The following is a 26,567-nucleotide window of genomic DNA, read 5'->3' as shown; positions in this document are numbered from 1 at the left end:
CGAGGATTTTGGTACATGATAAAAAAATTGAAGCTGAAAATATTCATTCTGCTGCTTCTCTTTGCGGCAGCCTTTTGCCTGTGGTTTCGAAGCTCTGTGAAGCAGGGAGGGGCGGAGTCTGCGCTTCGCTATGCCACGCTGGAGGAGCCAAGCTTTCCTCTGATCTGGGCGGAGAGTGCCGGCCGCCGGCTCGACGTGATGCGCGGTTATGTGATGGATACGGCTGCGGATATTGCTGCGGATACGCTGATACTGCTTCCGGAGGACAGGAAACTTCCGCTCTCCGTGGAGGGAGGGAGTCTCACGGTGACGGGGCTTCAGTATGAGCTCCGCTCAGCGGACAGGAGCAACCTGATTGAGCGGACGGAGCTTAAGGATTGGGAGACTACAGAGCGGGGTCTTCGCTTCACACTGCCAATTCAGAATCTTCTGAAGCAGGATGAGGAGTACCGGCTGGATGTCGTGCTCAATACAGAGGAGAGAGGCGCGCTGCACTATTACGCGCGGGTTGGCTTTGATTCGACCGGGCTTGCACCGGACATGCTCGCACTGGCCGAGGGCTTTTCAATAAGAAATTTTGATTACAACGCGGCGAGAGAGAACACGACCTATCTGGAGCCCGGGGCGGGGGCAGAGGATACGGATCTGAGCTCTGTGAATCTGAAGTCGGGCTATGATCAGCTGACTTACAGGAAGCTTAGCCTCACCCCGACGGGGGAGGCGGATCTGCGCCTCCTGGAGTACAGCGGCAGCGTGGGAATTGTCCGCCGCGACTTCACCGCGACGGGAGAGGACAGCGGCGGAGCGCTCTCTCAGTTTGAGATCAGTGAGACCTTTGTGATGCGAAAGGGGCCGGAGCGCATCTATATGATGGATTACAGCCGCAGTATGCACGAGGTCTTTCTCGGAGCAGAGAGTGCCTTTTCCGAGAAGGGGATACAGCTCGGCATCAGCGGGACATCCGCGCTTCAGTCTGTGGAGAGTCCGGATGGAAGCTTCTGCGCCTTTGTGAGCGCCGGAGATCTCTGGCTGGCAGACAGCGCCGGCAGCAGCTGTATCCGTGTGTGGTCCTTCCGAAGCGGCACGGATGCCGGGCTTCGCGGCGGTTATACAAAGCACAGCGTGAAGATTCTCTCTCTCACAGATGAGGGGGAGCTGAACTTTCTGGTCGGCGGTTATATGAATCGCGGAAAGCGGGAGGGGCAGGTCGGCATCTCTCTCCTCTCCTATGACCGCGGGGAGAACGCGGTGACGGAGCGTGCCTTTATCCCATCTGCGGCAGGCAGCGAGGAAGTGGAGGCGGATCTCTCCGTTCTGTCCTATCTCAGTGCCGGAGGTATGTTTTATTTTAAATTTGGGGATGGCTTTTACGGGCTGGATGTCCGGAGCAACGAGTACATTGTCCTCTGTGACAAACTTCATGAAGGGGGGTATGCCGTCAGTCCGAGCCAGTCGGAAATCGCATGGCAGGAGGGGACGGATCCCTTTGGCGCAGAGTTGATTCAGCTCATGGATCTTGAGAAGGGAGACAGAAAGGAGCTGAATTCCGGTGAAAATCAGTATCTGCGTCCCATCGGCTATATCGGAGAGGATCTTGCAGTCGGCATTGCGGAGCGGGGAAATGTGTGGAAGCTGAACGGCACAGACCGTGAGCTTCCCTATACAGCAGTGGAGATTGTGGATGCCGCGCTCAACTCCCAGAAGCACTATGAGGAGGCGGGCGTTCTGCTCACAGATGCGCGGACGGAGAATTCGCGGATACACCTGACGAAGCTCATCAGGACGGGGGAGCACAGCTTTCGCATGTCCGGGAGCGATACCATCGTGTGCAACCATCCGACTGCGACGGACACAGCGATTCAGACGGAGAGCTCCGAGCAGAGAGGGCTCAGCTATCACTTGCTGCTCTCGCATGGCTTTGCGTCGGGAAAGCCGAAGGTGCTCGTGCCGGGAGCCATCCGCTATGAGAGCAGTGCGGAGCTCACAATTCCGACGGAGCCCTCCCGCGGCAAATGCTATGCGGCCTACGGCCATGGAAGCTATCTCGGAAGCTATGTGCGTCAGGGGGACGCGGTCAATGCTGCCTATGAGGCGATGGGCTACGTGCGCTGCGGCGGAAGTCTCTGCTACTGCCGTGCCGGGACGGCAAGCATACGCACCCTCCGCGGCGCAGAGAGCGCAGCGCAGGCGGTACTTGAGGCGCGGAGCGCCGGAACGGCGACAGAGCTCTATGGCGCCAATCTTCGCGCAGTGCTTTATTTTGTCAGCAGAGGCGTTCCGGTGATGGGCTGGACTGAGGACGGGACTGCGCTCCTGATCTACGCCTATGATCAGGCGAGCGTATCGCTCTGGCAGCAGACGGACGGCAGTTGGCTGAAGCTTGGCCTTCAGGATGCGGAGGAGCTGTTCTTAAGAGGCAGAAATGATTTTGCCTGCGTCCGCTAGATTTTTATCCCCATGATGTGATATCCTGTGCTATACTGTGTTCATCATGTCTGGTTTACATGAATTATTTGGTGTGCCGAAATTTTCGGCTCCCCCAAAGGAGTAACATGGCGCAATATATAATGAGGGGCGGAAATCCACTGGTTGGGGAAGTCACCGTCAGCGGAGCGAAAAATGCAGCCCTTGGAATACTGGCAGCAGCGGTGATGACGGACGAGCCCGTCCGGATTGAAAATCTGCCGGATGTCAGAGATATCAATGTGATGCTGGATGCGATACGGGAGATCGGAGCAAGGATCGAGCGCATCGACAGGCATACGGTCAATATTGACGCGAGCTCAGTCGATGAGGTCTGTGTTGAGAGTGATAATATGAAGCGCATCCGCGCCTCCTACTATCTCATCGGTGCACTGCTCGGGAAATACCGCAAGGCGGATGTACCCATGCCGGGCGGCTGCGATATCGGTTCGAGGCCGATTGACCAGCACTTAAAGGGGTTTCGGGCGCTCGGCGCGGACTGTCAGGTGATGAACGGACGCGTGGTCGCAGGGGCAAAGGAGCTCGCCGGAAGCCATATCTTTCTGGACATCGTCTCTGTCGGCGCGACCATCAATATCATGATGGCGGCGGCGCTCTCCCGGGGCAGAACCATCATTGAAAATGCGGCGAAGGAGCCGCACATCGTCGATGTGGCGAATTTCCTGAACAGCATGGGAGCGGATATCAAGGGAGCCGGAACAGATGTGATTCGGATCCGCGGCGTGGAGCGCTTCCACGGCACGACCTATTCCATTATTCCGGATCAGATTGAGGCGGGGACCTTTATGTTTGCCGCGGCGATCACGCGGGGCGATATTATGGTCAAAAATCTCATCCCGAAGCATATGGAGGCGATCAGCGCAAAGCTCATCGAAATGGGCTGTGAGATACTGGAATTTGATGACTCCATCCGGGTTGTCGGGACAGCGCGCCTGCGTCCGACCAATGTGAAGACGCTGCCTTATCCGGGGTTTCCCACAGATATGCAGCCGCAGGCCGGCACAGCGCTGGCTCTCTCCCGGGGTACCAGTGTGGTGATAGAGAGTATATTCGAGAGTCGCTTTCGATATGTGGACGAGCTCGCCCGCATGGGGGCTACCATCAAGGTAGAGGGAAATACAGCGATTATCACCGGTGTCGAGAAGCTCAGCGGGGCGCCGATCAGGGCGTGCGACCTGAGAGCCGGAGCAGCTCTGGTGCTGGCAGGACTCTCTGCAGAGGGTATCACTACAGTTTCGGATATTCAGTATATTCAGCGAGGCTATGAGCACTTTGAGGAGAAGCTCAAGGGGCTTGGCGCGGAGATCGCTCTTGTGAATGATGAGCGGGAGGCGCAGAAGTTCATGCTCTGTGCAGTCTGAGACAGCGCGGCTGCTTCGGACAGTGCGGGATGATTGAAAGGATGGAGAGATGGAGAGAAGATTATTTACTTCCGAATCGGTGACGGAGGGACATCCGGACAAGGTCTGCGATCAGATTTCTGACGCGGTTCTGGATGCGCTGCTCACAATTGATCCGGAGAGCCGGGTCGCCTGCGAGACCAGCACCACAACCGGACTGGTCGTCCTGATGGGGGAGATCTCGACCACTGCACATATTGATTACCAGCAGATCGTGAGAGATACAATACGGGATATCGGCTACACCAGAGGAAAGTACGGCTTTGACTGCGACACCTGCGCGGTGCTGACCGCAATTCATGAGCAGTCGCCGGATATTGCACAGGGCGTGGATCACGCGCTGGAGGCGAGAGAGGGGAGCGAGGAGGAGCTTCTGAATCAGGGAGCAGGAGATCAGGGGCTGATGTTCGGCTATGCCTGCCGCGAGACGGAGGAGCTCATGCCGTATCCGATCTCTCTTGCACACAGACTCTGCCTGAAGCTCTCAGAGCTCAGGAAGGACAGAACCCTGCCCTACCTCCGCCCGGACGGCAAGAGCCAGGTCACGGTGGAATATGATGAAGAGGGGAAGCCTTCCCGTCTTGATGCCGTGGTACTGTCCACCCAGCATGATCCGGATGTGACGCAGGAGCAGATTCATGAGGATATCAGACGCTATGTCTTTGACGCTGTGCTTCCGCAGGAGATGATAGATGAGCACACCCGCTTTTATATCAATCCGACCGGGCGCTTTGTGATCGGGGGGCCGAACGGAGACTCCGGTCTCACCGGAAGAAAGATTATCGTTGATACCTATGGCGGCTATGCGCGTCACGGCGGCGGCGCCTTTTCGGGGAAGGATCCTTCGAAGGTAGATCGCTCCGCCTCCTATGCCGCCCGCTATGTCGCAAAGAATCTTGTCGCCGCGGGACTTGCGGACGCAGTGGAGATTCAGCTCTCCTACGCGATCGGCGTCGCGACGCCCACCTCGGTCTCTGTAAACAGCTTCGGAACCGGCGTGCTCTCGGATGAAAAGCTCTGCGAGATTATCCGGAAGGAATTCGATCTGCGCCCGGCCGGCATCATCCGCATGCTGGATTTAAAGCGGCCGATCTACCGTCAGACTGCCTCATACGGGCACTTCGGAAGAGATGATCTTCAGCTTCCGTGGGAGAGAACCGATAAGGCAGAGGCACTAAAGAGCTATATCAGATGATTTAATTATTTATTATATCGGAGGGACTGTCTGTGAAGCAGACCAGAATCAGATTGTTCGGTTCGGTCCTGATGATCATCATCATTCCCATGGCACTGTTCATCCTGGGAATCTGGAAAAACAGCGATTCCCACTTGACCACACAGGTGCTCACTTCGGGGATCGCTGTGCTTGTTATAGTGGCTTTTTCCATGGCATTCTGGGTTTACAGCGGCATAATCCAGCCCTTGGAGAAGCTTCAGCAGGCGATGCATGAGATCAGGGAAGGGAATCTGGAGGACGCGCTGGACGCGGAGGATGTAAACAGCGAGGTGCGGCAGCTCATGGAGGATTTTGAGGAGATGCGCATCCGCCTGAAGGAGAATCAGGAGGAGAAGCTGCAGGCGGACCGGGACAGCAAGGAGCTCTTAAGCAACATCACCCACGATCTGAAGACCCCGATCACCTCGATCAAGGGCTATGTGGAGGGGATACTCGATGGCGTCGCCCGGAGTCCGGAGCAGATGGACCGCTATATCCGCACCATCTACAACAAGGCAAACGACATGGATCGTCTGATTGATGAGCTCACCTTCTACACAAAGATTGACGCGAACCGCATCCCCTACAATTTTGAAAAAATCGCGGTGAATTCCTTCTTCCGGGACTGCGCGGATGAGGTGGGAACGGAGATGGCTGCGGCCGGGATACGCTTTTTCTACGAGGGCAATGTTCCTGAGGATGTGCTGGTGATCGCGGACGTGGAGCAGATGAAGCGGGTCATCAATAATATCGTGGGAAATTCTGTGAAGTACAGCAATAAGGAGCAGGGGGAGATTTCGATCTGTTTAAAGGATGACGGAGACTTTGTCCTGGCGGAGATACAGGACAACGGCCGGGGAATCTCAAAGGATGAGCTCCCGAATATTTTCAACCGCTTCTACCGCGCGGACAGCGCGAGAAATCCAAAGGGCGGCAGCGGCATAGGCCTGTCCATCGTAAAGAAGATCATCGAGGACCACGGCGGGAGAGTGTGGGCCCGCAGTGAGCTCGGCGTCGGGACGACAGTTATTTTTTCACTGAGAAAATATGTGGAAGGAGAACTTTAAGCGTGAGCAGAATTCTGATTATTGAGGACGACAGAAGCATTGCGGAGCTGGAGCGGGATTATCTTGAGATCAACCGCTTTGAGACGACGATATGCGAGGATGGCGCATCAGGCCTTCAGGAGGCGCTGGAGGGGAGCTATGATCTCATCCTCCTGGATCTCATGCTTCCGGGAATGGATGGCTTTGAGATATGCCGCATGGTGCGGGAGAAGAAAAACACTCCTATCATCATCATCAGCGCAAAGCGGGAGGATATCGACAAGATACGCGGGCTGGGACTTGGCGCGGATGACTATATGACAAAGCCCTTTTCTCCGGGGGAGATGGTGGCGCGCGTCAAGGCGCATCTGGATCGCTACGAGCGCCTCATAGGCTCCGGAAAGAACGAGCTTCTGGAGATACGGGGACTGAAGATAGACAGAACTGCGAGAAAGGTCTGGGTAAATGGAGAGGAGAAGGTACTGACTGCGAAGGAATTTGACCTTCTGACCTTTTTGGCCTCCAACCCGAATCACGTCTATTCGCGGGATGAGCTCTTCCGTGAGATATGGGGTATGGAGAGCGTAGGAGATATTGCGACGGTCACGGTGCATATCAAGAAGATCAGAGAGAAAATAGAGCTGGATTCCTCAAAGCCGCAGTATATTGAGACTATATGGGGCGTGGGCTACCGCTTCAAGGTGTGAGTTCCTCGCGGGGAGCCGGCAGACTGAGAGAGTCTTTAGCGGAGGCGAAGAAAGGAGCGAAATGGAGCAGACAACGATACTGGTTGTGGACGATGAGAAGGAAATTGCGGAGCTGGTGGAGATCTATCTGGTGAGCGACGGCTACCGGGTGCTGAAGGCGCAGAACGCTGCGGAGGGACTGGCGCTGCTGGAGCGGGAGGAAATCCACCTTGTGCTTCTGGATATTATGATGCCGGGAATGAACGGACTTGAGATGTGCGAAAGGATACGCGAGAGCAGAAATATTCCCATCATCATGCTGAGCGCAAAGAGCGCGGATCTCGATAAGATCAAGGGGCTCGGAACCGGAGCGGACGATTATGTCACGAAGCCCTTTAATCCGCTGGAGCTCACGGCCCGCGTAAAGAGTCAGCTGCGCCGGTATATGCAGCTCAATCCGAGAAGCGGCGCGGTGGAGGAGCAGAGTCAGAATGAGATCTCCGTGCGCAGCCTAAAGATTAACCGGGACAACCACAAGGTCACAATCGACGGGGAGGAGATACGTCTCACACCGATTGAATTTGACATACTCTTTCTCCTCGCGAGCAATCCGGGCAAGGTCTTTTCGACGGATGAGATCTTTGAGAAGGTGTGGAATGAGAAGGTATACGAGGCCAATAACACAGTTATGGTCCATATCCGCAGGCTCCGCGGCAAGATGAAGGAGGACACCCGCAGCGAGAAGATCATAACGACTGTCTGGGGAGTGGGATACAAAATTGAAAAGTGAGAGACCAAATGCGGGGGAGAGCTTCCGCAGAAAGGTTTTTGTTTCGATTTCTTACAGCTTTCTGGTGACGCTGGTCGCTGAATTTTTTCTGGTGAGGAATCTGCTCACAGTGGCGGACTATGAGAAGGAGCTACATTCAGAGGAAGGATTTCTGGCATCCGTGGCAGATTTCCGTCTGATTGCTGTCCTTCTCTTTGTGTTGTTCGGAATCTGTCTCTTTGCGCTTGTCTTCTGGCTGCTGCAGAGGAAATCCTTTGTCTACATCAGCCGTATCTCAGAGACCATGCAGGCCATTGCGGGAGGCGATCTGAATGCCTCTGTGGAGGTGGAGGGAGACGATGAGTTTGCGGAGATGGCGGCAAATCTGAACTCCATGACCGAGGATATACGGAAGCTGATGGACAGAGAGCGGGAGTCCGAGCGCACGAAAAATGAGCTCATTACCAACATTGCCCATGATCTGAGGACACCGCTCACCTCGATCATCGGTTATCTGGAGATACTTTCGGAGAAGAAGGAGCTTCCCGGGGAGACGCGGGAGCGCTATCTGGAGATCGCCTACACGAAGTCGCGAAAGCTCCAGCAGCTCATCAATGATCTCTTTGGCCTGACGAAGCTGAGCTATGGCAGGATCGCGATGCGGGTTGCGAGTATAGATATAGTGAAGCTTCTGGAGCAGCTGCTCACGGAGTTCTATCCGAATTTTGTCTCCGCGGGACTTCAGTATGCGCTGGAGAGCAATGTCCCGGCGCTCACGATTACGGCGGACCCGAATCTTCTGGCCCGGCTCTTTGAGAATCTCGTAAACAATGCGATCAAGTACGGGGCGGAGGGCAAGCAGATTCGCGTGAAGGTGGAGGCTGAGACAGAGACAGTCACCGTTCGCGTGATCAACTACGGCCGCGTGATTCCGGCGGAGGAGCTTCCGCTGATTTTTGAGAAGTTCTACCGCGTGGAGCAGTCGCGCTCCCGGAACACCGGCGGCACGGGGCTGGGGCTGGCAATTGCGAGAAATATTGTTGAGATGCACGGCGGAAGCATCGCGGTGACGAGCGACCTCTCGGGGACCTCCTTCACGGTGACGCTGCCGGTGCATCTGGATCTGGACAAGGAAAAATTTGCCAATGGTAGCGATCGAGCTTGAGTATGGATACGGAAACAGCGCAAAGGGCGGGCGAGAGCTTCCCCTGACGCTGAGCTTAAAGAATGAGGAGCAGACAGAGCTGAAGGGAACGCTTGAGATCCTGACGCGTCAGTCGGACGGCGAGTGCTACGCCTATGAATATCCGCTGGAGCTTGCGGCCGCAGAGACGCAGCGGGCGCAGTATGTCGTACCGATCGGCGTGGGTTCGGACCAGCTGGTACTGCTCATCAAAAATGAGGCGGGAGAGCTCGTCTCGGAGTCTTCACATACGCTGAATATCAATGTGACGACGCCGGAGCTCTTCATTGGCATACTCTCGGACAGGCCCGAGGCGCTCTCCTATCTGGATCGCGCCTCTGTGAATTACGGGCAGCTGCGCACCCACAGCTATGTTCTTGCGGGAGACAGCTTCCCCTCCGAGCGAAGACAGCTGGATTCCTTTGATGTGATCGTCGTCAATGGCTACAGGCTCTCGCGACTGGATGTCGAGCAGATGCGCGCTCTGATGCAGTGGATGCGGGACGGCGGCGTGCTGATGCTGGGAACCGGAGAGCGGGTGAATGATACGCTGGGCATCATCGCGCCGGAATTTCTGGACGATATCTATGAGAGCCCGGAGGAGCTGACGCTGAATCTCTCGGAGCTTCAGGAGGCGGATGCGCCGGGGGCGGAGGAGCTGACGCTCCCGCTGGTACACTTTTCTCTGCACGGCGGCACCGTGCTGTTTTCTTCGGATTCTGAGCCGCTGATTACCGCTGCAAATAAGGGAAAGGGCGCGCTCGCGGTAGCTTCCTTCGATTTTTCGGATATCTCCTCCTACGCGGAGACGCACAGCAGCTTTACGGATATGCTCCTCACAAAAACGCTCGGAAGCACGCGGCTGGATCGGCTGGCCTCAGAGGCATACGGGACGGAGCACGACGAATACTGGTCTGCGCAGTCCCTGATAGACAGCGGCTCCCCGGGTCTGCTTCCAAATCTCGGGGCTTATGGTGCGGTGCTGGGTTTCTATCTGCTCTGTGTCGGACCGCTGCTGTATCTCACGCTGAGAAAACACTCGCTGGAGCTCTACTACAGGCGGATTGTGCCTGTGCTTGCGCTGGGCTTTGCGGCTGTGATTTTTGCCCTGAGCTCTGCAACCCGCTTTGAGGACAGTTTTTATTCCTATGCCCGTATCTGTGAGGCGGGAGAGGATGCAGTGAATGATACGAGCTACCTGAATCTCCGGAATCCTTACAGCAGCAGCTACAGCGTACAAATTCGGGATGGAAGTGAGCTCTCACCGCTCACGACAGCGCTGAACCAGAAGCAGCTTCGCGCGGAGGGGGGGGAGGCAGATGTGATCATCCGGGAGCAGGGAAAGTCCCGGGAGCTGACCGTGAATAGCACGGAACCCTTCCGCTCTCATTTTTTTAAGATCAGGAGCGGCAGGGCAAATCAGGAGGGCATCGGGTTTTCGGGAGAGCTCTCTGTGTTTGGTGATGACTGTACGGGGGAGGTCACAAATCATTTCCCCTTTGCAGTCTCCAATGCAGCTGTCGTGCTCTACGGGAAGATTATCCCGCTCGGCAGCATGAAGGAGGGAGAGAGCATCAATGTGAGTGAGCGCACGCTCTATCACATTCCGCTGAATGACAGCGCGACAGTGGCGGCCTTTCTGAGCGGAGTCTATGACGGCGCCGCGGGGCAGGATGCAAGGCTCAGAGCACTGGAGCGGGCCAATTTCCTCGCCTTCTATCTCTCAGATACGACGACCTCCTACTCCGCGGATGCGCGTATTATTGCCTTTTCTGAGTCCGCAGATGGCGAAAGTCCTGTGCTGGATGCCGGGCTTAAGAATTTTGGGATGACGCTTGTGACCTCCACGATCTCTGTGAACAATGAGCGTGACGGGAGCATCTGCCGCTCGGCTCTGATCCGGACACCGGAGGTTCTGAGCGGAGATTATATTGCGGCGACAAACTCCTACTACCGCGGCGACCCGGTGGTGCTGGGCTATCTGCTGGGAAGCTCCTTTAAGGTAGAGGAGCTCGTGCTGGAGGAGCCGGATGCACTGTTCGAGCACACAGACGGAGAGAGCGGTGCACACAGCTTCCGCGGAAGCATTTCCTTCTATAACTATGAGAACGGAAATTTTGAAGATATTGAGAGCGGCAAGCGTTCCTTCCGGGCGTCGGAGCTCAGGCATTATCTCTCTCCGGACAATATGATCACGGTTCGTTACGCGGAGGGGACAGACAGCGCGGCGGGGCGGCTTGATACAGCTCTCCCCATGCTCACCGTGATCGGAGAGGAGGAGTGATGCTGAGGGTTTCCAGATTGGAGAAGCATTACGGGGAGCTGCGGGCCCTGAAGCAGCTCTCGCTGGAGGTCCCGGAGGGCGCGCTCTTCGGGCTGATGGGGCAGAATGGTGCGGGCAAGACGACATTGCTCCGTATCATAGCGGGGCTGCTGCGCCCGGACAGCGGGGAGGTGCAGATCGACGGACTGGACACACTGCGCAGGACGGCGGAGGCCCGCATGCTGATTGGTTATGTCCCGGACTACTTCGGGGCTTACGACAATCTGAGTGTGATTGAATACATGGAATTTTTTGCGGCGGGCTTTGGGCTGTGCGGAAGAACCGGGCGGGTGCGCTGCGAGGAGCTTCTGGAGCGTGTGGGGCTTGCAGACCGGAGCAGGAGTGAGCTGAGGGCGCTGTCCCGGGGAATGCAGCAGCGAATCAGCATTGCACGTGCGCTCATTCACGATCCGGCTTATCTGATTCTGGATGAGCCGACGAGTGGTCTGGATCCGCGGAGTCGCTTTTCTGTGCGGGAAATGCTCTGCGAGCTCTGTGACAGCGGAAAGACTGTGCTGATCAGCTCCCATGTGCTCTCAGAGCTCTCCGAGATCTGTACGGATATTGCGATTCTGGAGAGCGGAGCGGTCAAGGTAAGCGGAGAGGTGTCGCAGATTTTGGCCAGGATAGAGAATTCCAATCCGCTGCGCATCTCCGTTCTGAGTGGAGAGAAGACGGCACTTGGGATATTCCGGGCACATCCTCTGGTGCGCTCGGTGACACTCATGGACCGCAGCTTCAGCCTCGCATTTGAGGGAACGGTCGAGCAGGAGGCGGAGCTCTTGAGAGAGCTGATCGAGAGCGATATTCCTGTCAGCGGCTTTATGAGGGAGCCCGGGAATCTGGAATCCTTCTTTTTACAGATGACTGGTGGAGGAGAGGAGAGAGTGATTCTTAAAAATGATGATGAATCCGATTTATGAGCGCGAACAGAGACGGACGGCGAGAAACAGCCGCTATTCGCTGCTGCTGCTGATTCTGAATACTGTGCTTGTGACAGCGGCGCTGCTCTCTATGGCGGTGGCTCTGCGGGAGGCGGGGAATACGGGAGAGCTGCAATATGCGGTCTTTTTGAAATTCTTCCGGGCCCTCGCCTGGATGGAATTCGCGGTGCTGGCCGTGCTCATGCCGGCGCGCACAGCCGGAAGCATCAGTGGGGAGCGGGAGCGCGGCACCCTAGATCTTCTGCGGAGCACACAGATGAAGAGCATGGATCTTGTATTGGGAAATCTTTTTTCAGAGCTCAGCTCCATGATGGTATTGCTCGTCTCTGCCGCTCCTGTCTTTGCGGCGGTGCTGTTGTACGGAGGAGTTCAGCTCACAGGGCTGCTGTTTTTGTTCCTTTCCTGTGTAGCGCTGACGCTGCTTGTGGGAAGTGCGGGGATGTTCTTCTCCTCGCGTGCAGCGCTGAGCAGCACAGCGGCGGCGGAGACCTATGCCCTGCTTGTGCTGATCCTCTTCGCGCCCTATGGACTCGATTTTCTGCTGCGGGGACTTGGCGGAGCAGCGCTGTCAAAATGGGTACTCTTTCTGTCTCCGCTTACGGTATACTCTGCGGTGCTCTCTGTGATATCCGGAGGGGCGCTCTTCCCGGCTGCTCTGTATACAGATATAGCAGTTTCCGCACAGCTGATTGCGGTCTGTGGAATTGCGATGGAGCTGCTGCTCTCCCTGCTCCTTCTCGTCCTTGCGGAGAAGGCGCTGTCCTGCGAAGGAGAGAGACAGGAACAATTTTCCTCCTTTTTCGGCAGAAGATAAGTGTGGTATGATGATCACAGCTACCCAAGTGCATCCTCCCGCCGCAGGCCTGCCTGCGAGAGGGAGGATGTACTTGGGGGGCACCCACATGGAGCACGGAGAGGAGCGAGAGCTCCGCGGGAGTGCGGAGGAGGAAGCAAAATGTCTGAACTGATATCCTATAAATGCCCGAACTGCGGTGGAGATCTTCGCTACATGCCGGAAAAGGGCGATTACGGCTGCGCGTACTGCGACTCGCATTTTGATCTTGCAGCCCTGGAGAAGCTCTATGAGAGCCAGGACGCATCCTCCGATGCGGCAGGAGCGGAGGCGGAGAAGGAGCAGGGTGCCGCGGAGAGCGGGGAGATACTGCAGTACAGCTGCCCGAGCTGCGGGGCGGAGATTGTCACAGATGAGAGTACTGCGGCGACCTTCTGTTACTACTGTCACAACCCGGTGGTGCTCTCCGGGCGCCTCGGAGGGGCTTACCGCCCGGATTATGTGGTTCCCTTTGCCATAGAGAGAAAACGGGCACTGGAGATCTTTGACAGCTGGATACGGCAGAAGAAGTTTGTGCCGCGCGCTTTTTATAATAAGCAGCAGATCGAGAAGTTCTCAGGGGTTTATTTCCCATACCTGCTCTACAGCTGCGAGGTGAGCGGTTCGATTGATGTGAACGCGAGACGCATCGAGAGAAGCCGGGCGGGCGACTATGAAAATATTACGACCAGTACCTATCACATCCGGAGAGAAGGAACACTGCCTGTGAACAGTGTCGCAAAGAACGCGCTGAAGAAGGCGAACAGCGTGCTGGTAGAGGGGGTGCAGCCCTTCAATACGGAGGGCCTGAAGCCCTTTCATATGAGTTACCTCTCCGGCTTTCTGGCGGAGAGGAAGGATACGAAGCCGGAGGAGCTTGCACAGGCTGTGGAGCAGGAGGTCCGGAGCTATGCACTGAGCAGGCTGAAGTCAAGCATTTCGGGCTATGAGGATGTCACTGTCAGCGGGGACAACTTGAAGTTTAGCGGAGCAGAGTGGAAGTATGCGCTCATGCCGGTCTGGACTATGACCTATAAGGATCCCGGATCTGATAAGCTCTACTACTTCTCTCTGAACGGGCAGAGCGGCAAGGTGATAGGTGAGCTTCCGGTGGATCGGAAGGCTCTGGCGCTTTATTTCCTGCAAATTTTTGTCCCCTTACTGGCAGCGCTGCTGGCGCTCAGCTATTTCTTTCTCTGACAGGAGGTAAAGACTGTGAAGCGAATGATGAAAATAGGTCTTGTGAGTCTTCTGCTGGCGCTGCTGTGCGTGATGCCGGTCTGTGCCGCGGAAGGCACCCCGGTCGCGGATATGGCCGGGCTCTTTGCGGAGGATGAGACAGCGGCACTTGTGGAGGGGATCGCGGCGTTTCAGCAGCACACAGGGATAGATGCAGTAATTGTGACGACGACGGATAAGGAGGGATACAGCGCGGAGGCCTATGCAGATCTCTTTTATGAGCAGGGAGGCTATGGAAAGGGCAGTGCGCGGAGCGGCTTTCTGTATCTCATCGACATGGAAGAGCGGGAGGTCTATATCTCCACGGCAGGAGGAGCGATAGAGCTGCTCTCAGATTCCAATATCGAGAAGCTCCTGAATGAGGCCTATCATTATCTCTCAGACGCGGAATATGCGGGCAGTGCGGAAGCCGTGCTGCATCTGGCTTCAGACTACTATGATCAGGCGATGAAGAAAGGGTGGAGCTACGACGCGGAGAGCGGGAGCTGGACAGCAGCGGTGAAAAAGCGCGCGCTCACGCCTCTTAAGCTGCTGGTTTCAGCGCTGCTGTCCGCTCTGGCAGGTCTCACTGCGGTCGGCAATGTGAAGCGGAAGTATGCGATGAAGGACAGTGTGGCGCAGGCGAGCGCATCGGCAGCAGGTCTTCTGGCGATCACGGGGGCGGCCTTTTCCTTTCACACACAGGCAGATGAGCTGCTGCACCGCAGTACAGAGCGGCGTCTCCTTCCGTCGGGAGGTGCTTCCGGGCGCGGCGGGAACGGCAGCGGTCCTTTTGGTCCTTCCACCACGCACATGAGTTCGGGCGGTATGCGCCACGGCGGAGGCGGAAGGAAGTTCTGAGCGGCCGGTATGCAGCGGTAAAGTTCATGCTTTTGATTGCAAAGGCGGACGCCGCAGAGTATGATGAAAAGAACTGTCGGAGTTTTTGCTGAGGTGCCGGCGCGTGAGGCGCGGCAGAGAAGCGCCGTCAGGGCAGATACATGGAATGTTTGGCAAAAGGAGAGAAGGAATGAAAGAAGTTCTCTATAACAGCACACGGGGCGGGGAGTGCGGAGTCTCTGCTTCACAGGCGGTGCTGAAGGGACTCGCGGGAGATGGCGGTCTGTTCATGCCGGAGCATATTCCGGGCTTTGATTTTGATCCGGAGGAGCTCATCGGAGCCAGTTATCAGGAGGTGGCATACCGGGTGATGCGCCTCTTCCTCACGGATTATACGGAGGAGGAGCTGCGGCACTGCATCGACAGCGCCTATGACGGGAAATTTGATACAGAGGAGATCGCTCCGCTCTCCAGGGCGGATGGCGCCTATTATCTGGAGCTTTTTCATGGGAAGACCATTGCATTTAAGGATATGGCACTCTCGATTCTTCCCTATCTCATGACGACTGCGGCGCAGAAAAACGGCGTCAGCAATACCATAGAGATCCTGACGGCTACCAGCGGTGACACGGGAAAGGCGGCCATGGCAGGATTTGCAGATGTTCCCGGGACAGGCATTATTGTGTTCTACCCAAAGGGAGGCGTGAGTCGCTTTCAGGAGCTTCAAATGGTGACACAGAGGGGAGAAAACACTTCGGTGGTTGCCATTCACGGGAATTTTGATGACGCGCAGAGCGCGGTGAAGAATATTTTTGGAGACCGCTCGTTTGAGGAGCGCCTGGCAGCACAGGGGATACAGCTCTCCAGCGCAAACTCGATCAACATCGGCCGGCTGGTGCCGCAGGTAGTTTATTATGTCTGGTCCTATCTGAAGCTCCGCGAGGCGGAGGAGATTGAAAAGGGCGAGCAGATCAATGTCTGTGTTCCTACGGGGAATTTTGGAAATATACTGGCGGCTTATTTTGCAAAATGCATGGGACTTCCGGTAAAGAAGCTGATCTGTGCTTCCAATGACAACAAGGTGCTCTTTGACTTTTTCCGTACCGGGCGCTATGACAGAAACAGAGAGTTCATTCTGACCAGCTCTCCCTCCATGGACATTCTCGTCTCCAGCAATCTTGAGCGGCTGCTCTACATGAGCTGTGGCGGAGACGCCGCGGAAAACCGTGTGATGATGCGTCAGCTGAAGTCTGTGGGCCGCTACACGGTGACCCTCGATATGCGTGAGCGCATGAAGGATTTTGTCGGATATTATGCGGATCAGGAGGAGGTCGCCGTGAGAATACGGGAGCTCTATGAGAACACGGGCTATGTGATCGATACGCACACGGCAGTGGCCTCTGCGGTCTATGAGAAGTACAGAGCCGAGAGCGGAGATGAGACAAAAACGGTGATTGCATCGACCGCAAGTCCCTTTAAGTTCTCCCGTGCGGTGATGACGGCGATACGCGGAGAGCTCGGAGAGATGGATGACTGGGAGATTCTTGAGCTCCTTAAGGAGACCGCCGGGATTCCGCTGCCTCCCGCGGTGGAGGAGATACGTGAGGCGGAGATCCGTCACAGGAGAGAATGCGATCCGGATGCAATGGAGCAGGAGGTCGCAGATATTTTAAAACTGAAGGGGCACAGATGAGCACAGGAAAGAACATTCCGGAACTGTTCGGCAACAATGTATTCAATGACGCGGCGATGCGGGATCATCTGCCGAAGCGCGTATATGAGGAACTGAGAGAATCCATAGACGCGGGCAAGGAGCTGGATCCCAAAATTGCAGACAGCGTTGCGCATGGTATGAAAGAGTGGGCCATTGAGCGCGGGGCGACACACTACACACACTGGTTTCAGCCGCTGACGGGAGTCACGGCGGAGAAACATGACTCCTTTATTTCCGCGCCGGGAGAAAACGGAAAGGTACTGATGGAATTCTCCGGCAAGGAGCTCGTTATGGGCGAACCGGATGCCTCGAGCTTCCCCTCCGGCGGTCTGCGCGCCACCTTTGAGGCGCGCGGATACACGGCCTGGGACTGCACCTCCCCCGCTTTTTTGAGAGAGGACGCACTGGGGGTGACGCTCTGCATTCCGACAGCCTTCTGTTCCTACAGAGGTGAGGCCCTGGATAAGAAGACGCCGCTGCTTCGCTCCATGCAGGCTTTGGATAAGCAGGCGCTTCGCATTCTTCGTCTCTTCGGGAACACGACGAGCAGGCGGGTGGTTCCCTCGGTCGGTGCGGAGCAGGAATATTTTATCGTGGACCGGGAGAAGTATTTGCAGCGCGACGACCTGATCTACACCGGGCGCACACTCTTCGGGGCCATGCCGCCAAAGGGACAGGAACTGGACGATCATTACTTTGGAACGATACGCGAGCGGATCGGAAGCTTCATGCACGACCTCGACCATGAGCTCTGGAAGCTGGGCGTTCCGGCGAAGACGGAGCACAATGAGGCCGCGCCGGGGCAGCATGAGCTGGCTCCTATCTATGAGCAGTGTAATGTGGCGGCGGATCACAATCAGATCACCATGGAGGTGATGAAGCGCATTGCGGAGGAGCACGGACTGGTCTGTCTTCTGCACGAAAAGCCCTTTGCAGGGGTCAATGGCTCCGGTAAGCATGACAACTGGTCCCTGACCTCGGACGACGGCATCAACATGCTGAATCCGGGCGACACGCCGCATGAGAATATACAGTTCCTTCTGGTTCTCGGATGCATCATGAAGGCGGTGGACCGCCATGCAGACCTGCTTCGTATGTCTGCGGCCAATGTCGGAAACGACCACAGACTCGGCGCGAATGAGGCGCCGCCTGCGATCATCTCTATCTTTGTCGGAGAGCAGCTGGAGGATGTGATTGACCAGCTCTGCGCCACCGGAACCGCCACGCACTCGAAACACGGCGACAAGCTGAGGACCGGGGTTGCCACGCTTCCGGATTTCGATAAGGATGCGACGGACAGAAACAGAACCTCGCCCTTTGCGTTTACGGGAAATAAGTTTGAGTTCCGCATGGTTGGATCCTCGGATTCTATCGCAAGCCCGAATATTGTGCTCAATACGATTGTTGCGGAGGCCTTCCGCGAGGCGGCAGATGAGCTGGAGCAGGCGGAGAATTTCGATGCGGCAGTTCACGATATGATCAAAGGTCTGCTGCGGGAGCACAGGAGAATTATTTTCAACGGTGACGGTTACTCGGAGGCCTGGGCTGCGGAGGCCAGACGGAGAGGACTGCCGTGCATCAGCTCCATGGTGGAGGCAATTCCGGCCATGGGTACGGAGAAGGCTGTGAAGCTCTTTGAGAGCTTCGGAGTCTACACCAGGGCTGAGCTTGTGTCCCGCATGGAGATCGACTTTGAGGCCTATGCCAAGGCGATCAATATCGAGGCGAGGACGATGATAGAGATGGCGTCACGCCGTTATATTCCGGCGGTGGTGAGCTATGTAGGTCAGGTTGCCGCTTCCCTTGCGGCCGTCAAGGCAGCCTGCCCGGAGGCGGGAACGGAGGCACAGCGGGAGCTGCTTCTGGAGCTCAGCAGACTGCTCACAGAGGCACAGAGGGCTCTGAATGCATTGAAGAGAGCGAATGAGGAGGCCGCTGCTGTGAAGACTGCGCGGCAGAGAGCGGAGAACTACCGCGAGAACGTAGTGCCGGCTATGGCAGCACTCCGTGCGCCGATTGATGCGCTGGAGACCATGGTGGATGTGAAGATATGGCCCATCATATGTTACGGAGATCTGTTGTTTGAGGTGTAAAGCAAAGGACCGGCGGAATTTCCGCCGGTCCTTCTGTATATCGGTATTCAAAACAAAAGATGATTTGCTGCTCCTGCAGGACAGACTGCGTCAGGATGCTCAGAACTCCGGCTCGATCAGACCGAAGCTTCCGTCCCGCCGCTTGTAGACGACATTGACCGCTTCCGTCTCTCCGTTTAAGAAGACGAAGAAATTGTGTCCCAGAAGCTCCATCTGGAGGCAGGCCTCCTCGGGATCCATGGGTTTGATCTCAAACTTTTTGTTCTTTACAATGCGGATATCCTCATCAGGGAGCTCCTCCTCATCCTCCAGAAAGAGATCGGAGAAGGTGGGAGCTGACTGCCTCCTGTCGATCAGCTTTGTTCTGTATTTCTTGATCTGACGCTCGATTGCCTCCTCAACAAGGTCAATGGAGGCGTAGAAATCGTCCGTCGCTTCCTCGGCACGAACTAAACCGCTCTTGGTCGGAATCGTGACCTCTACCTTCTCAAGGTCCTTTATCCGGCTTAAGACGACTCGTACCTCCGCATCCGGGATGAAGTATTTCTCCAGCTTTCCGAGCTTTTTTTCCACCTGATGTTTCAGGCCGTTCGTGAGGTCGATGTTTCTTCCGGTAATCGTAATACGCATATTCATCAACTCCTTTTCACGTTTTGCACGGAAGGATGTCGAAGTAGTCTGAGATGTCTGACTTTGAGCTGTTTTCATCGGCATCTCCTGTGCTTGAGCACATTATACCATAGTTATGAAAAAAAAGAGTGGAAAAACTGTGAAAAATTTAAGAAAAGACCAAATATCCTGTTTCTAAAATGGCTCAGAATAGCTTTATTATACCATGAGTTCAAATTTCGAGGCAGTCAGAAATTTGTCTGATTGGCAGGACTTTCAAATGCATATTGTGACAGGAGGGATAAACAATGGAGAAAGTTTTGATTCAGCTGATTCAGGCGCAGGGAGTCTGGGCGGTTCTTTTTGTCTTTATGCTGCTGTATACCATTAGAAAAAATGATCGTCTGGATGAGATACAGGAGCGCAGAGAAGAAAAGTACCAGCGTTTACTGTTGGAGCTGACGGAAAAATTGTCTGTTTTAAACACTCTTAGCGACAGATTACACGGCAAGCTGAAGAATTGAATTGAACTTTGTGCTTTGCAGGAAGCTGCGGCTTCTTGCAAAATCTTGCTTCTGGGTTGACATTTGCCTCTGTTTGAACTTCTTACTAATTGAATTTGCAAATTCAAAATAGTACAAGGAGGGAGAAACATGTTACTTAAAAATGGAGACAGTGGAATTCAGGTAAAATATCTTCAGCAGGGACTGAGAATCATGTGCTGCAATCCGGGCAGTTTGGATTCCTCTTATGGGCCGGGAACGCAGGCTGCTGTAGAAAAGTTTCAGGAGGAATGGGGACTGTCCGTCGATGGCACTGTTGGAAATGCCACATGGAATTGTCTTATCAATGAGATCAAATCCATTCAGCAGGCGCTAAAACAGAAGGGATTTTTTTCCGGAGTCATATCCGGTGTCGCTACGGACAGAACCTACAATGGGGTTCTCAGCTTTCAGAGAAGTCGCAATCTGAAAGATGACGGTATGGTCGGCCCGACGACACGGGCTCGTTTATTTGATGAAGCAGAGGATGGAAGCATCGCCTCCATTTTGCCTCTCAGCGCAGGTGCTAAAGGGGATTATGTTCTGAACTTGCAGTATGGTTTGAGAATTCTGTGCTGCAGTCCGGGGAATGCAGATGGTATCTTTGGTGATGATACTTCCGATGCTGTTAAAAGATATCAGAGTAAATATGGCTTTGAGCAGACAGGGATTGCAAATAAAAATGTCTGGGATCATCTGACAGGACAGATTTCAGGTATTCAGGAGCGCCTTCAGGCAAAGGGCTATAGCGTTCCAGTGGTGAATGGGCTTGCCTCTTCCTCTCTGATAGAGGTGATTAAGGAGTACCAGAAGGCAAACTGGCTCAGCACAGACGGTCAGGTAGGACCCTCGACCTATGCGCTCCTGTTCAGTGATATCCCGGACGGCGCAGCAGATGCGCTTCCGTTAAAGCTGCATTCCAGAGGACCGCGCGTTCTGCAGTTTCAGTATGCACTTCGTATTTGCTGCATCAACCCAAACGGAACGGATGGTGTCTTTGGCCCGGGGACGCAGGCGGCGGTAAATCGTTATAAAGCAAGGAAGAACCTCGCTGAGGATGGTCAGATAGACACGGACACGTGGGAAAAGATGAAATTGGATATCCTTCCCCTGCAGAGAGCACTGGCAAACCGAGGGTACCATGTCGGACTGATAGATGGAATTGCGACAGAAGCGGTCTATCATGCGGTGCTTCAGTTCCAGAAGGATCATCAGCTGAGTGCGGACGGTATGATAGGCAGTGCGACCAAAGCTATGCTCCTGGGAGGAAGCAACGGAGGCGGAACGGTCTCTGCCGTGCTTCAGCTTGGCTCCAACGGCTCTCTGACTCGTTATTTCCAACGTCTGCTGAATGAACTGGGGTATACAAGTCCGATCGACGGTGTCTTTTCGCAGAAAACCAGAGAAGCTGCAATTGCGTTTCAGACTGCGAATCATCTGACTGCGGACGGTGTGATTGGCAGCGGAACATGGAAAAAGCTGTTTGAGCTTTATCATATCAATCCTGCAGGAACGGATGCGGAAAAGCTGATTCAGGTGGCAGAACATGAACTTGACTGGGGCTTTACGGAAGACAACGCAAACAATATCACCCCCTATGGTCAGTGGTATGGTATGAATGGCGCGGCATGGTGCGCCATGTTTGTATCCTATTGTGCTGATCAGGCGGGAGTGGATGCTTCTCTGGTTCCAAGGTACGCGTGGTGCCCTTTCGGAATGGAGAAATACAGGCGCGCAGGAAGATATCATAAACGCAACAGCGGTTATATTCCGAAAAAGGGAGATATTATATTCTTTTACAGCGATGCCGCAGGACGTGTCACACACACCGGAATTGTTGTGGATGGAGATGAGGATACGGTCGTTACGATTGAGGGGAATACTGCGGCGAATGCTGTGGAAAGGCGTACCTACAGCAGAAACCACTATACAATTGACGGCTATGGAGACAACGGAGGTATTCCGATTTCGCAGCCTCCCGCAGTGACGGAGCATGAAGTGTCAGAGGCTGTCAGAGAGCTGATTATTGAGATTACGGAAGGCCTTGGCTTTCAGCTTCTTCCACCATTCCAGCCTGTTGAAAACGTGGATTTGCTGCTTTATCAGGATCCTTATATGAAGCTCAGCTTTAAGTGCACGAGAGAGAGCAGCTGGTATGCGAATGCCGACAGTCCCTTTGAGATGAATGTTGATTATGGGGTTCCCAGTCTGGGCATAAATCTGATACCGAATATCAATATTGCACTGGAGGGGGTGGAAAATAAAGAGCAGATTCTTGGTATCATTCCCAAGCTGACACTCAGCGCGGAGAATGTCCCCCTTAAAATCGAGTACAGTGTCGAGGGAGAGTGGCAGAAGCTGTCCTATATTGCGGAGGGTACCATCTTTAAGGGGAAGGTTCATGAGGACACGGTTGCCTATGGAATTACCATCTGGATACGGAATGTTCCGGACAATCAGCTCAGTCCTGTAACAGTATCGGTGCACGACTATGTTTATTCGCCAAGTAATTCTGAGGAATGGGGAGCCACCGTAGCTGTTGCGTGCATTGCTATAATTATAGTTGCCACACTAATGACGGGTGGATGGGCAGGAGTTTCGCTTCCAAGTTTTATTGCTGGACAGTATTCGCTGATACTGCTAAACGCTGCTCGTTAAAATAGCGAGATAATGTTTTAAGAAATAAAATTTGCAAAGAGTGGTCTCTCTTGATCGGGAGACCACTCTTTGATTGTTATTCTTATTTTAAGGAGCACCAGCGCCGGATCTGTTCATATCCTTCTGGTGGAAAATCATCTTTTGGAATCAGGACGATCATTTGAAAAAATGAAACGATTGCGATACCGTAGTCTCCCTCCATGACTCTGTGATTTTTCCATTCGATTAGCAGATCCTTTTTTGCGTGAAGATGGATGCCGTCTTCCCTGCAAACTGCGGTGTAGCTGTCTCCGTACTTTCGCCTGCTCAATTTAAAATGAATTCTGTAGCATATTTGGGGATAGAGCGTATGTAAAAGAAGCAGCAGAGTTGCAGGAGGCACCAACCACAAAATATGATGAATCAGTATTTTTATGGGAACTTTAAAATAAATGTCAGCACCTAAGAAAGGAAGCGGAATACAAAGAACGAGAATCGGCAAAAAACACACAAGGCGAAATGAAAACATCCTTTTTAGAGTCCATAGGAATAGCTTTTGATAGCCAACATGGTTTAAAAGTTTTTCTGGTTTTATATCTGTCAAACTGATTTCAAGGATCTCATTCTTTTGCTCCATCTATCTCCTCCTGAAAGCAGCGGCACAAACGACCTGAAAAGTTACGAGTAGAAAGAGGCAAGCTCTGTCAGCAGCTCTCGCCTGACTCGATTCACATATTGGCGGGAGACACCCAGCATTGAGGCGATTTCTGAGTCACTTTTTTGGAACACCAGGAATAATATAGCAATTTTTTGCTTCTTCCCGGAATTGATCCCCCTGATGAAGGCGTTCAGATCAATAGCCAGGACAATATCGCGATATCCTTCCTCTGTATAGGCATTACTGTTCTTTTCCAAAAGGATTTCTGTATCCGATTCTGTTGGTACCTCTGCACAATGCTCTTTATATAAAGTGCAGAACTTATTTTTAATACATTTTACTGCATAGGCTAAAAATAGTCTATCCGTATCATAACTTTTGATTTTTTGGACCGCTTCAATCAGTGTCAGAGAATATTCCTGACAGGCATCCGCATATTCCATGAAGTGCGTTCTGCCTGCATATTTTTTGATCAGGGGGTGCATCTGCCGCCATATATGTTCCAGCTGTGCGCCGTCGCCTTTTTTATACAGGTCAATTCTTTCGGATATATTCATGTTTCTCATGGAAAAATTCTCCTTTTTAATAAAAAAAGAGAGTTTTCTCAAGAATAGAAACGCAATATAGGCAAAATATGTTGAAATTTTTATGGGATTCCTGCCGGTGGTTTGGAATGCAAACTTGCAGTTCCGGAGCCTTGGTGTTAAAATATAGCGGTTATGGTACTCTAGGGTTATTTTATTCAGGAGCGTAAGATGAATTTAATAGAAAAAATGTTTGGTACACACAGTGAGAGAGAAGTAAAGCTCCTGTGGCCGAGGGTGAGAGAGATTGAGGCGCTGCGCCCGGCGATGCAGGCGCTGAGCGATGAGGAGCTGAAGGCACAGACCGGAAAATTCAGAGAGCGCCTTGAGAGCGGAGAGACGCTTGATGATATTCTGCCGGAGGCCTTTGCCGCGGTGCGAGAGGCCGCAAAGCGCGTGCTCGGAATGGAGCATTACCCCGTGCAGCTTCTGGGCGGCATTGTTCTGCATCAGGGACGTATCGCAGAGATGCGCACCGGTGAGGGAAAGACGCTGGTCTCCACCTGCCCGGCCTATCTGAATGCATTGGCCGGAAAGGGAGTCGAGATCGTCACGGTCAACGACTACCTGGCAAAGCGAGATGCGGAGTGGATGGGGGCCGTTCATGAATTTCTGGGGCTCTCTGTCGGTGTCGTCTTAAACAGCATGGATTCCAAGCAGCGTCAGGAGGCATATCGCTGTGACATCACCTATGTCACGAACAACGAGCTGGGCTTTGATTATCTCCGCGACAATATGGCGATCTACAAGGAGCAGCAGGTGCTCCGCGCGCTGGATTACTGCATCATTGATGAGGTGGACTCTGTCCTGATCGACGAGGCGAGAACGCCGCTCATTATCTCCGGTCAGTCCGGAAAGTCCACCAAGCTCTATGAGGTCTGCAATGTCCTTGCCAATCAGCTGGAGCGCGGCGAGGCGAGCGGTGAATTTACAAAGATGAATGCCATCATGGGCGAGGAGATCACCGAGACAGGCGATTACGTCGTTGATGAGAAGGATAAGGTTGTAAACCTCACGGAGCAGGGCGTCGCCAAGGTGGAGAAGTTTTTCCAGCTGGAGAATTTCTCCGATCCGCAGAACCTGGAGATTCAGCACTGCATCATTCTGGCGCTCCGCGCAAAGGAGATGATGCATAAGGACAAGGACTATGTCGTGAAGGACGATGAGGTCCTGATTGTAGATGAGTTCACCGGCCGTATCATGCCGGGACGTCGCTTTTCAGACGGCCTGCATCAGGCGATTGAGGCCAAGGAGCACGTCAATGTAAAGAGAGAGTCCAAGACCCTTGCGACCATTACCTTCCAGAATTTCTTCAATAAGTTCCGGAAGAAGGCGGGCATGACCGGTACGGCGCTCACGGAGGAGAAGGAGTTCCGCAATACCTACGGCATGGATGTCATTGCGATTCCGACAAACCGTCCGGTGCAGAGAATTGACAGAAACGATGTCGTCTATAAGACGAAGCGCGAGAAGTTCAACGCGGTTGTGCAGGAGATCAGGGAGACGCATGCGAAGGGACAGCCGGTGCTGGTTGGCACCATCACCATCGAGACCTCAGAGATGCTCTCCGCGATGCTGAAGAAAGAGGGGATTCCGCACACGGTACTGAATGCAAAGTATCACGAGAAGGAGGCGGAGATCGTTGCGGGCGCGGGTCAGCTCGGCGCGGTTACCATCGCGACCAATATGGCCGGACGTGGAACCGATATCAAGCTGGATGAAGAGGTGAGAGAGCTCGGCGGTCTGAAGATCATAGGAACAGAGCGCCATGAGGCGCGCCGCATCGACAATCAGCTGCGCGGCCGCTCCGGCCGTCAGGGAGATCCGGGTGAATCCCGCTTCTACATCTCCCTTGAGGATGATCTGATGCGTCTCTTCGGCTCCGAGCGTCTCATGAACATGTTCAATGCGCTGGGCGTGCCGGAGGGCGAGCAGATTGAGCACAAGATGCTCACAAATGCGATTGAGAAGGCGCAGATCAAGATCGAGACCAATAACTACGGTATTCGTGAGCAGCTGCTGAAGTACGATGAGGTCAATAACGACCAGCGCGAGGTGATCTATGAGGAGCGCAACAAGGTTCTGAACGGCGAGAATATGCGCGAGACCATCATGCGCATGATCAACGACGTTGTTGAGGGCGCTGTGAACCGGGCGGTCTCCGAGGAGGTTCCGCCGGAGAAGTGGGATTACGAGGAGCTGAACCGGCTTCTCATCTCTGAGATTCCGATGCAGCCGGTGTTCTATGAGGAAGGCATGGCGCAGCTTAAGAAGAACGAGCTGACACACCGCCTGAAGGAGGCTGCGACGAAGTTTTATGAGGCGAAGGAGGCGGAGTTCCCGGGCGGAGACCAGATCCGTGAGGTGGAGCGCGTTGTGCTGCTGAAGGTGATCGACGGCAAGTGGATGAATCACATCGATGACATGGAGCAGCTGCGTCAGGGCATAGGGCTTCAGGCCTACGGTCAGCGGGATCCGCTGGTTGAGTACAAGATGGAAGCCTATGATATGTTTGAGGAGATGACAGAGGGGATCACGAAGGATACAGTTCGCATTCTCACGCATCTCAAGGTGGAGCAGAAGGTGGAGAGAGAGCCGGCTGCGAAGGTCACGGGAACAAACCGCGGCGAATCGCTGGAGAGAAAGCCGGTTCAGCGCGCGGCACAGAAGATATATCCGAACGATCCCTGCCCCTGCGGAAGCGGAAAGAAGTTCAAGCAGTGCCACGGCAGAAAGCTTTACAGCCTGCAGAACGGAAATCAGAATCCGCCGGCTTCAATATAAGCTTT

At 54.2% G+C, this 26,567-nt stretch carries 20 protein-coding genes; 17 read left to right on the top strand and 3 right to left on the bottom strand.

Annotated elements, in window-relative coordinates; translation table 11 throughout:
• The first annotated feature begins 15 nt into the window (after nucleotides 1-15).
• The 14 genes from J2S20_RS00165 (at nucleotide 16) to J2S20_RS00100 (ending at nucleotide 18,748) form a co-directional block, all read left to right on the top strand.
• Nucleotides 16-2,445 (top strand): hypothetical protein, encoded by a 2,430-nt coding sequence (locus J2S20_RS00165; RefSeq protein ID WP_307251762.1) that lies wholly within the window; start codon nucleotides 16-18, stop codon nucleotides 2,443-2,445.
• Nucleotides 2,446-2,552: 107 nt separating this feature from the next.
• Entirely contained in the window at nucleotides 2,553-3,845 is a 1,293-nt protein-coding gene (locus tag J2S20_RS00160) for a UDP-N-acetylglucosamine 1-carboxyvinyltransferase (protein ID WP_106612367.1), read from the top strand.
• Between the two features lie 49 nt (nucleotides 3,846-3,894).
• Nucleotides 3,895-5,079 (top strand): methionine adenosyltransferase, encoded by a 1,185-nt coding sequence (gene metK, locus J2S20_RS00155; RefSeq protein WP_106612366.1) that lies wholly within the window; start codon nucleotides 3,895-3,897, stop codon nucleotides 5,077-5,079.
• A 32-nt stretch (nucleotides 5,080-5,111) separates the two neighbouring features.
• On the top strand, nucleotides 5,112-6,167 hold the full coding sequence (locus J2S20_RS00150; RefSeq protein WP_211292210.1) for a sensor histidine kinase: 1,056 nt from the start codon (nucleotides 5,112-5,114) through the stop codon (nucleotides 6,165-6,167).
• 2 nt (nucleotides 6,168-6,169) lie between these two features.
• Nucleotides 6,170-6,853: a response regulator transcription factor gene (locus tag J2S20_RS00145; protein WP_106612365.1), complete on the top strand. Its 684-nt coding sequence runs from the start codon at nucleotides 6,170-6,172 to the stop codon at nucleotides 6,851-6,853.
• A gap of 61 nt (nucleotides 6,854-6,914) precedes the next feature.
• Nucleotides 6,915-7,622, top strand: coding sequence for a response regulator transcription factor (locus J2S20_RS00140; protein ID WP_106612364.1), 708 nt, complete (start codon nucleotides 6,915-6,917; stop codon nucleotides 7,620-7,622).
• On the top strand, nucleotides 7,612-8,766 hold the full coding sequence (locus tag J2S20_RS00135) for a sensor histidine kinase (protein ID WP_106612363.1): 1,155 nt from the start codon (nucleotides 7,612-7,614) through the stop codon (nucleotides 8,764-8,766). Before J2S20_RS00140 ends, J2S20_RS00135 begins: the two co-directional genes overlap by 11 nt.
• A complete protein-coding gene (locus tag J2S20_RS00130; protein ID WP_106612362.1) occupies nucleotides 8,747-11,068 on the top strand; it encodes a hypothetical protein in 2,322 nt (773 codons plus the stop codon). The genes J2S20_RS00135 and J2S20_RS00130 overlap by 20 nt, the downstream gene beginning before the upstream one ends.
• Nucleotides 11,068-12,030, top strand: a complete 963-nt coding sequence (locus J2S20_RS00125; RefSeq protein WP_106612361.1) for an ABC transporter ATP-binding protein — start codon at nucleotides 11,068-11,070, stop codon at nucleotides 12,028-12,030. Before J2S20_RS00130 ends, J2S20_RS00125 begins: the two co-directional genes overlap by 1 nt.
• The gene (locus J2S20_RS00120; protein ID WP_307251752.1) at nucleotides 12,008-12,865 is read left to right on the top strand and encodes an ABC transporter permease subunit; all 858 of its coding nucleotides are present in this window, start codon (nucleotides 12,008-12,010) and stop codon (nucleotides 12,863-12,865) included. The genes J2S20_RS00125 and J2S20_RS00120 overlap by 23 nt, the downstream gene beginning before the upstream one ends.
• Before the next feature lie 141 nt (nucleotides 12,866-13,006).
• Nucleotides 13,007-14,083, top strand: a complete 1,077-nt coding sequence (locus J2S20_RS00115; RefSeq protein WP_307251749.1) for a TFIIB-type zinc ribbon-containing protein — start codon at nucleotides 13,007-13,009, stop codon at nucleotides 14,081-14,083.
• 24 nt (nucleotides 14,084-14,107) lie between these two features.
• Nucleotides 14,108-14,962 (top strand): TPM domain-containing protein, encoded by an 855-nt coding sequence (locus tag J2S20_RS00110; protein WP_307252201.1) that lies wholly within the window; start codon nucleotides 14,108-14,110, stop codon nucleotides 14,960-14,962.
• A gap of 169 nt (nucleotides 14,963-15,131) precedes the next feature.
• Nucleotides 15,132-16,634: a threonine synthase gene (thrC, locus tag J2S20_RS00105; protein WP_307251746.1), complete on the top strand. Its 1,503-nt coding sequence runs from the start codon at nucleotides 15,132-15,134 to the stop codon at nucleotides 16,632-16,634.
• Nucleotides 16,631-18,748, top strand: coding sequence for a glutamine synthetase III family protein (locus J2S20_RS00100; protein WP_307251743.1), 2,118 nt, complete (start codon nucleotides 16,631-16,633; stop codon nucleotides 18,746-18,748). Before thrC ends, J2S20_RS00100 begins: the two co-directional genes overlap by 4 nt.
• A gap of 99 nt (nucleotides 18,749-18,847) precedes the next feature.
• On the opposite strand, the gene hpf is transcribed toward J2S20_RS00100, so the two are convergent.
• Entirely contained in the window at nucleotides 18,848-19,378 is a 531-nt protein-coding gene (gene hpf, locus J2S20_RS00095) for a ribosome hibernation-promoting factor, HPF/YfiA family (RefSeq protein WP_106612355.1), read from the bottom strand.
• A gap of 287 nt (nucleotides 19,379-19,665) precedes the next feature.
• Here hpf and J2S20_RS00090 point away from each other — a divergent pair, with 287 nt between their 5' ends.
• On the top strand, nucleotides 19,666-19,881 hold the full coding sequence (locus J2S20_RS00090; RefSeq protein WP_307251739.1) for a BhlA/UviB family holin-like peptide: 216 nt from the start codon (nucleotides 19,666-19,668) through the stop codon (nucleotides 19,879-19,881).
• 129 nt (nucleotides 19,882-20,010) lie between these two features.
• Nucleotides 20,011-22,557 carry a peptidoglycan-binding protein gene (locus J2S20_RS00085; protein ID WP_307251736.1) on the top strand — a complete coding sequence of 849 codons (2,547 nt, stop codon included), beginning with the start codon at nucleotides 20,011-20,013 and terminating at the stop codon, nucleotides 22,555-22,557.
• 82 nt (nucleotides 22,558-22,639) lie between these two features.
• Here the strand turns inward: J2S20_RS00085 and J2S20_RS00080 are convergent, their stop codons facing one another.
• Nucleotides 22,640-23,173 (bottom strand): hypothetical protein, encoded by a 534-nt coding sequence (locus tag J2S20_RS00080; RefSeq protein WP_106612354.1) that lies wholly within the window; start codon nucleotides 23,171-23,173, stop codon nucleotides 22,640-22,642.
• Nucleotides 23,174-23,214: 41 nt separating this feature from the next.
• Nucleotides 23,215-23,760 carry a sigma-70 family RNA polymerase sigma factor gene (locus tag J2S20_RS00075; protein WP_307251730.1) on the bottom strand — a complete coding sequence of 182 codons (546 nt, stop codon included), beginning with the start codon at nucleotides 23,758-23,760 and terminating at the stop codon, nucleotides 23,215-23,217.
• Between the two features lie 189 nt (nucleotides 23,761-23,949).
• Between J2S20_RS00075 and secA the strand changes: the two genes are divergently transcribed.
• Nucleotides 23,950-26,562 carry a preprotein translocase subunit SecA gene (secA, locus tag J2S20_RS00070; protein ID WP_106612352.1) on the top strand — a complete coding sequence of 871 codons (2,613 nt, stop codon included), beginning with the start codon at nucleotides 23,950-23,952 and terminating at the stop codon, nucleotides 26,560-26,562.
• Nucleotides 26,563-26,567: the final 5 nt, after the last annotated feature.

The organism is Moryella indoligenes (genome assembly GCF_030812885.1).
Lineage (GTDB): Bacteria > Bacillota > Clostridia > Lachnospirales > Lachnospiraceae > Moryella > Moryella indoligenes.
Note: the sequence above shows the minus strand (reverse complement) of the source record. Positions and strands in the feature narration are given on the sequence as shown.

Coding starts and splice junctions, on each gene's coding strand:
- J2S20_RS00165 (WP_307251762.1), top strand. CDS start 16: ATGATAAAAAAATTGAAGCTGAAAATATTCATTCTGCTGCTTCTCTTT.
- J2S20_RS00160 (WP_106612367.1), top strand. CDS start 2,553: ATGGCGCAATATATAATGAGGGGCGGAAATCCACTGGTTGGGGAAGTC.
- metK (WP_106612366.1), top strand. CDS start 3,895: ATGGAGAGAAGATTATTTACTTCCGAATCGGTGACGGAGGGACATCCG.
- J2S20_RS00140 (WP_106612364.1), top strand. CDS start 6,915: ATGGAGCAGACAACGATACTGGTTGTGGACGATGAGAAGGAAATTGCG.
- J2S20_RS00130 (WP_106612362.1), top strand. CDS start 8,747: ATGGTAGCGATCGAGCTTGAGTATGGATACGGAAACAGCGCAAAGGGC.
- J2S20_RS00125 (WP_106612361.1), top strand. CDS start 11,068: ATGCTGAGGGTTTCCAGATTGGAGAAGCATTACGGGGAGCTGCGGGCC.
- J2S20_RS00120 (WP_307251752.1), top strand. CDS start 12,008: ATGATGATGAATCCGATTTATGAGCGCGAACAGAGACGGACGGCGAGA.
- J2S20_RS00115 (WP_307251749.1), top strand. CDS start 13,007: ATGTCTGAACTGATATCCTATAAATGCCCGAACTGCGGTGGAGATCTT.
- J2S20_RS00110 (WP_307252201.1), top strand. CDS start 14,108: ATGATGAAAATAGGTCTTGTGAGTCTTCTGCTGGCGCTGCTGTGCGTG.
- thrC (WP_307251746.1), top strand. CDS start 15,132: ATGAAAGAAGTTCTCTATAACAGCACACGGGGCGGGGAGTGCGGAGTC.
- J2S20_RS00100 (WP_307251743.1), top strand. CDS start 16,631: ATGAGCACAGGAAAGAACATTCCGGAACTGTTCGGCAACAATGTATTC.
- hpf (WP_106612355.1), bottom strand. CDS start 19,378: ATGCGTATTACGATTACCGGAAGAAACATCGACCTCACGAACGGCCTG.
- J2S20_RS00090 (WP_307251739.1), top strand. CDS start 19,666: ATGGAGAAAGTTTTGATTCAGCTGATTCAGGCGCAGGGAGTCTGGGCG.
- J2S20_RS00085 (WP_307251736.1), top strand. CDS start 20,011: ATGTTACTTAAAAATGGAGACAGTGGAATTCAGGTAAAATATCTTCAG.
- J2S20_RS00080 (WP_106612354.1), bottom strand. CDS start 23,173: ATGGAGCAAAAGAATGAGATCCTTGAAATCAGTTTGACAGATATAAAA.
- J2S20_RS00075 (WP_307251730.1), bottom strand. CDS start 23,760: ATGAGAAACATGAATATATCCGAAAGAATTGACCTGTATAAAAAAGGC.
- secA (WP_106612352.1), top strand. CDS start 23,950: ATGAATTTAATAGAAAAAATGTTTGGTACACACAGTGAGAGAGAAGTA.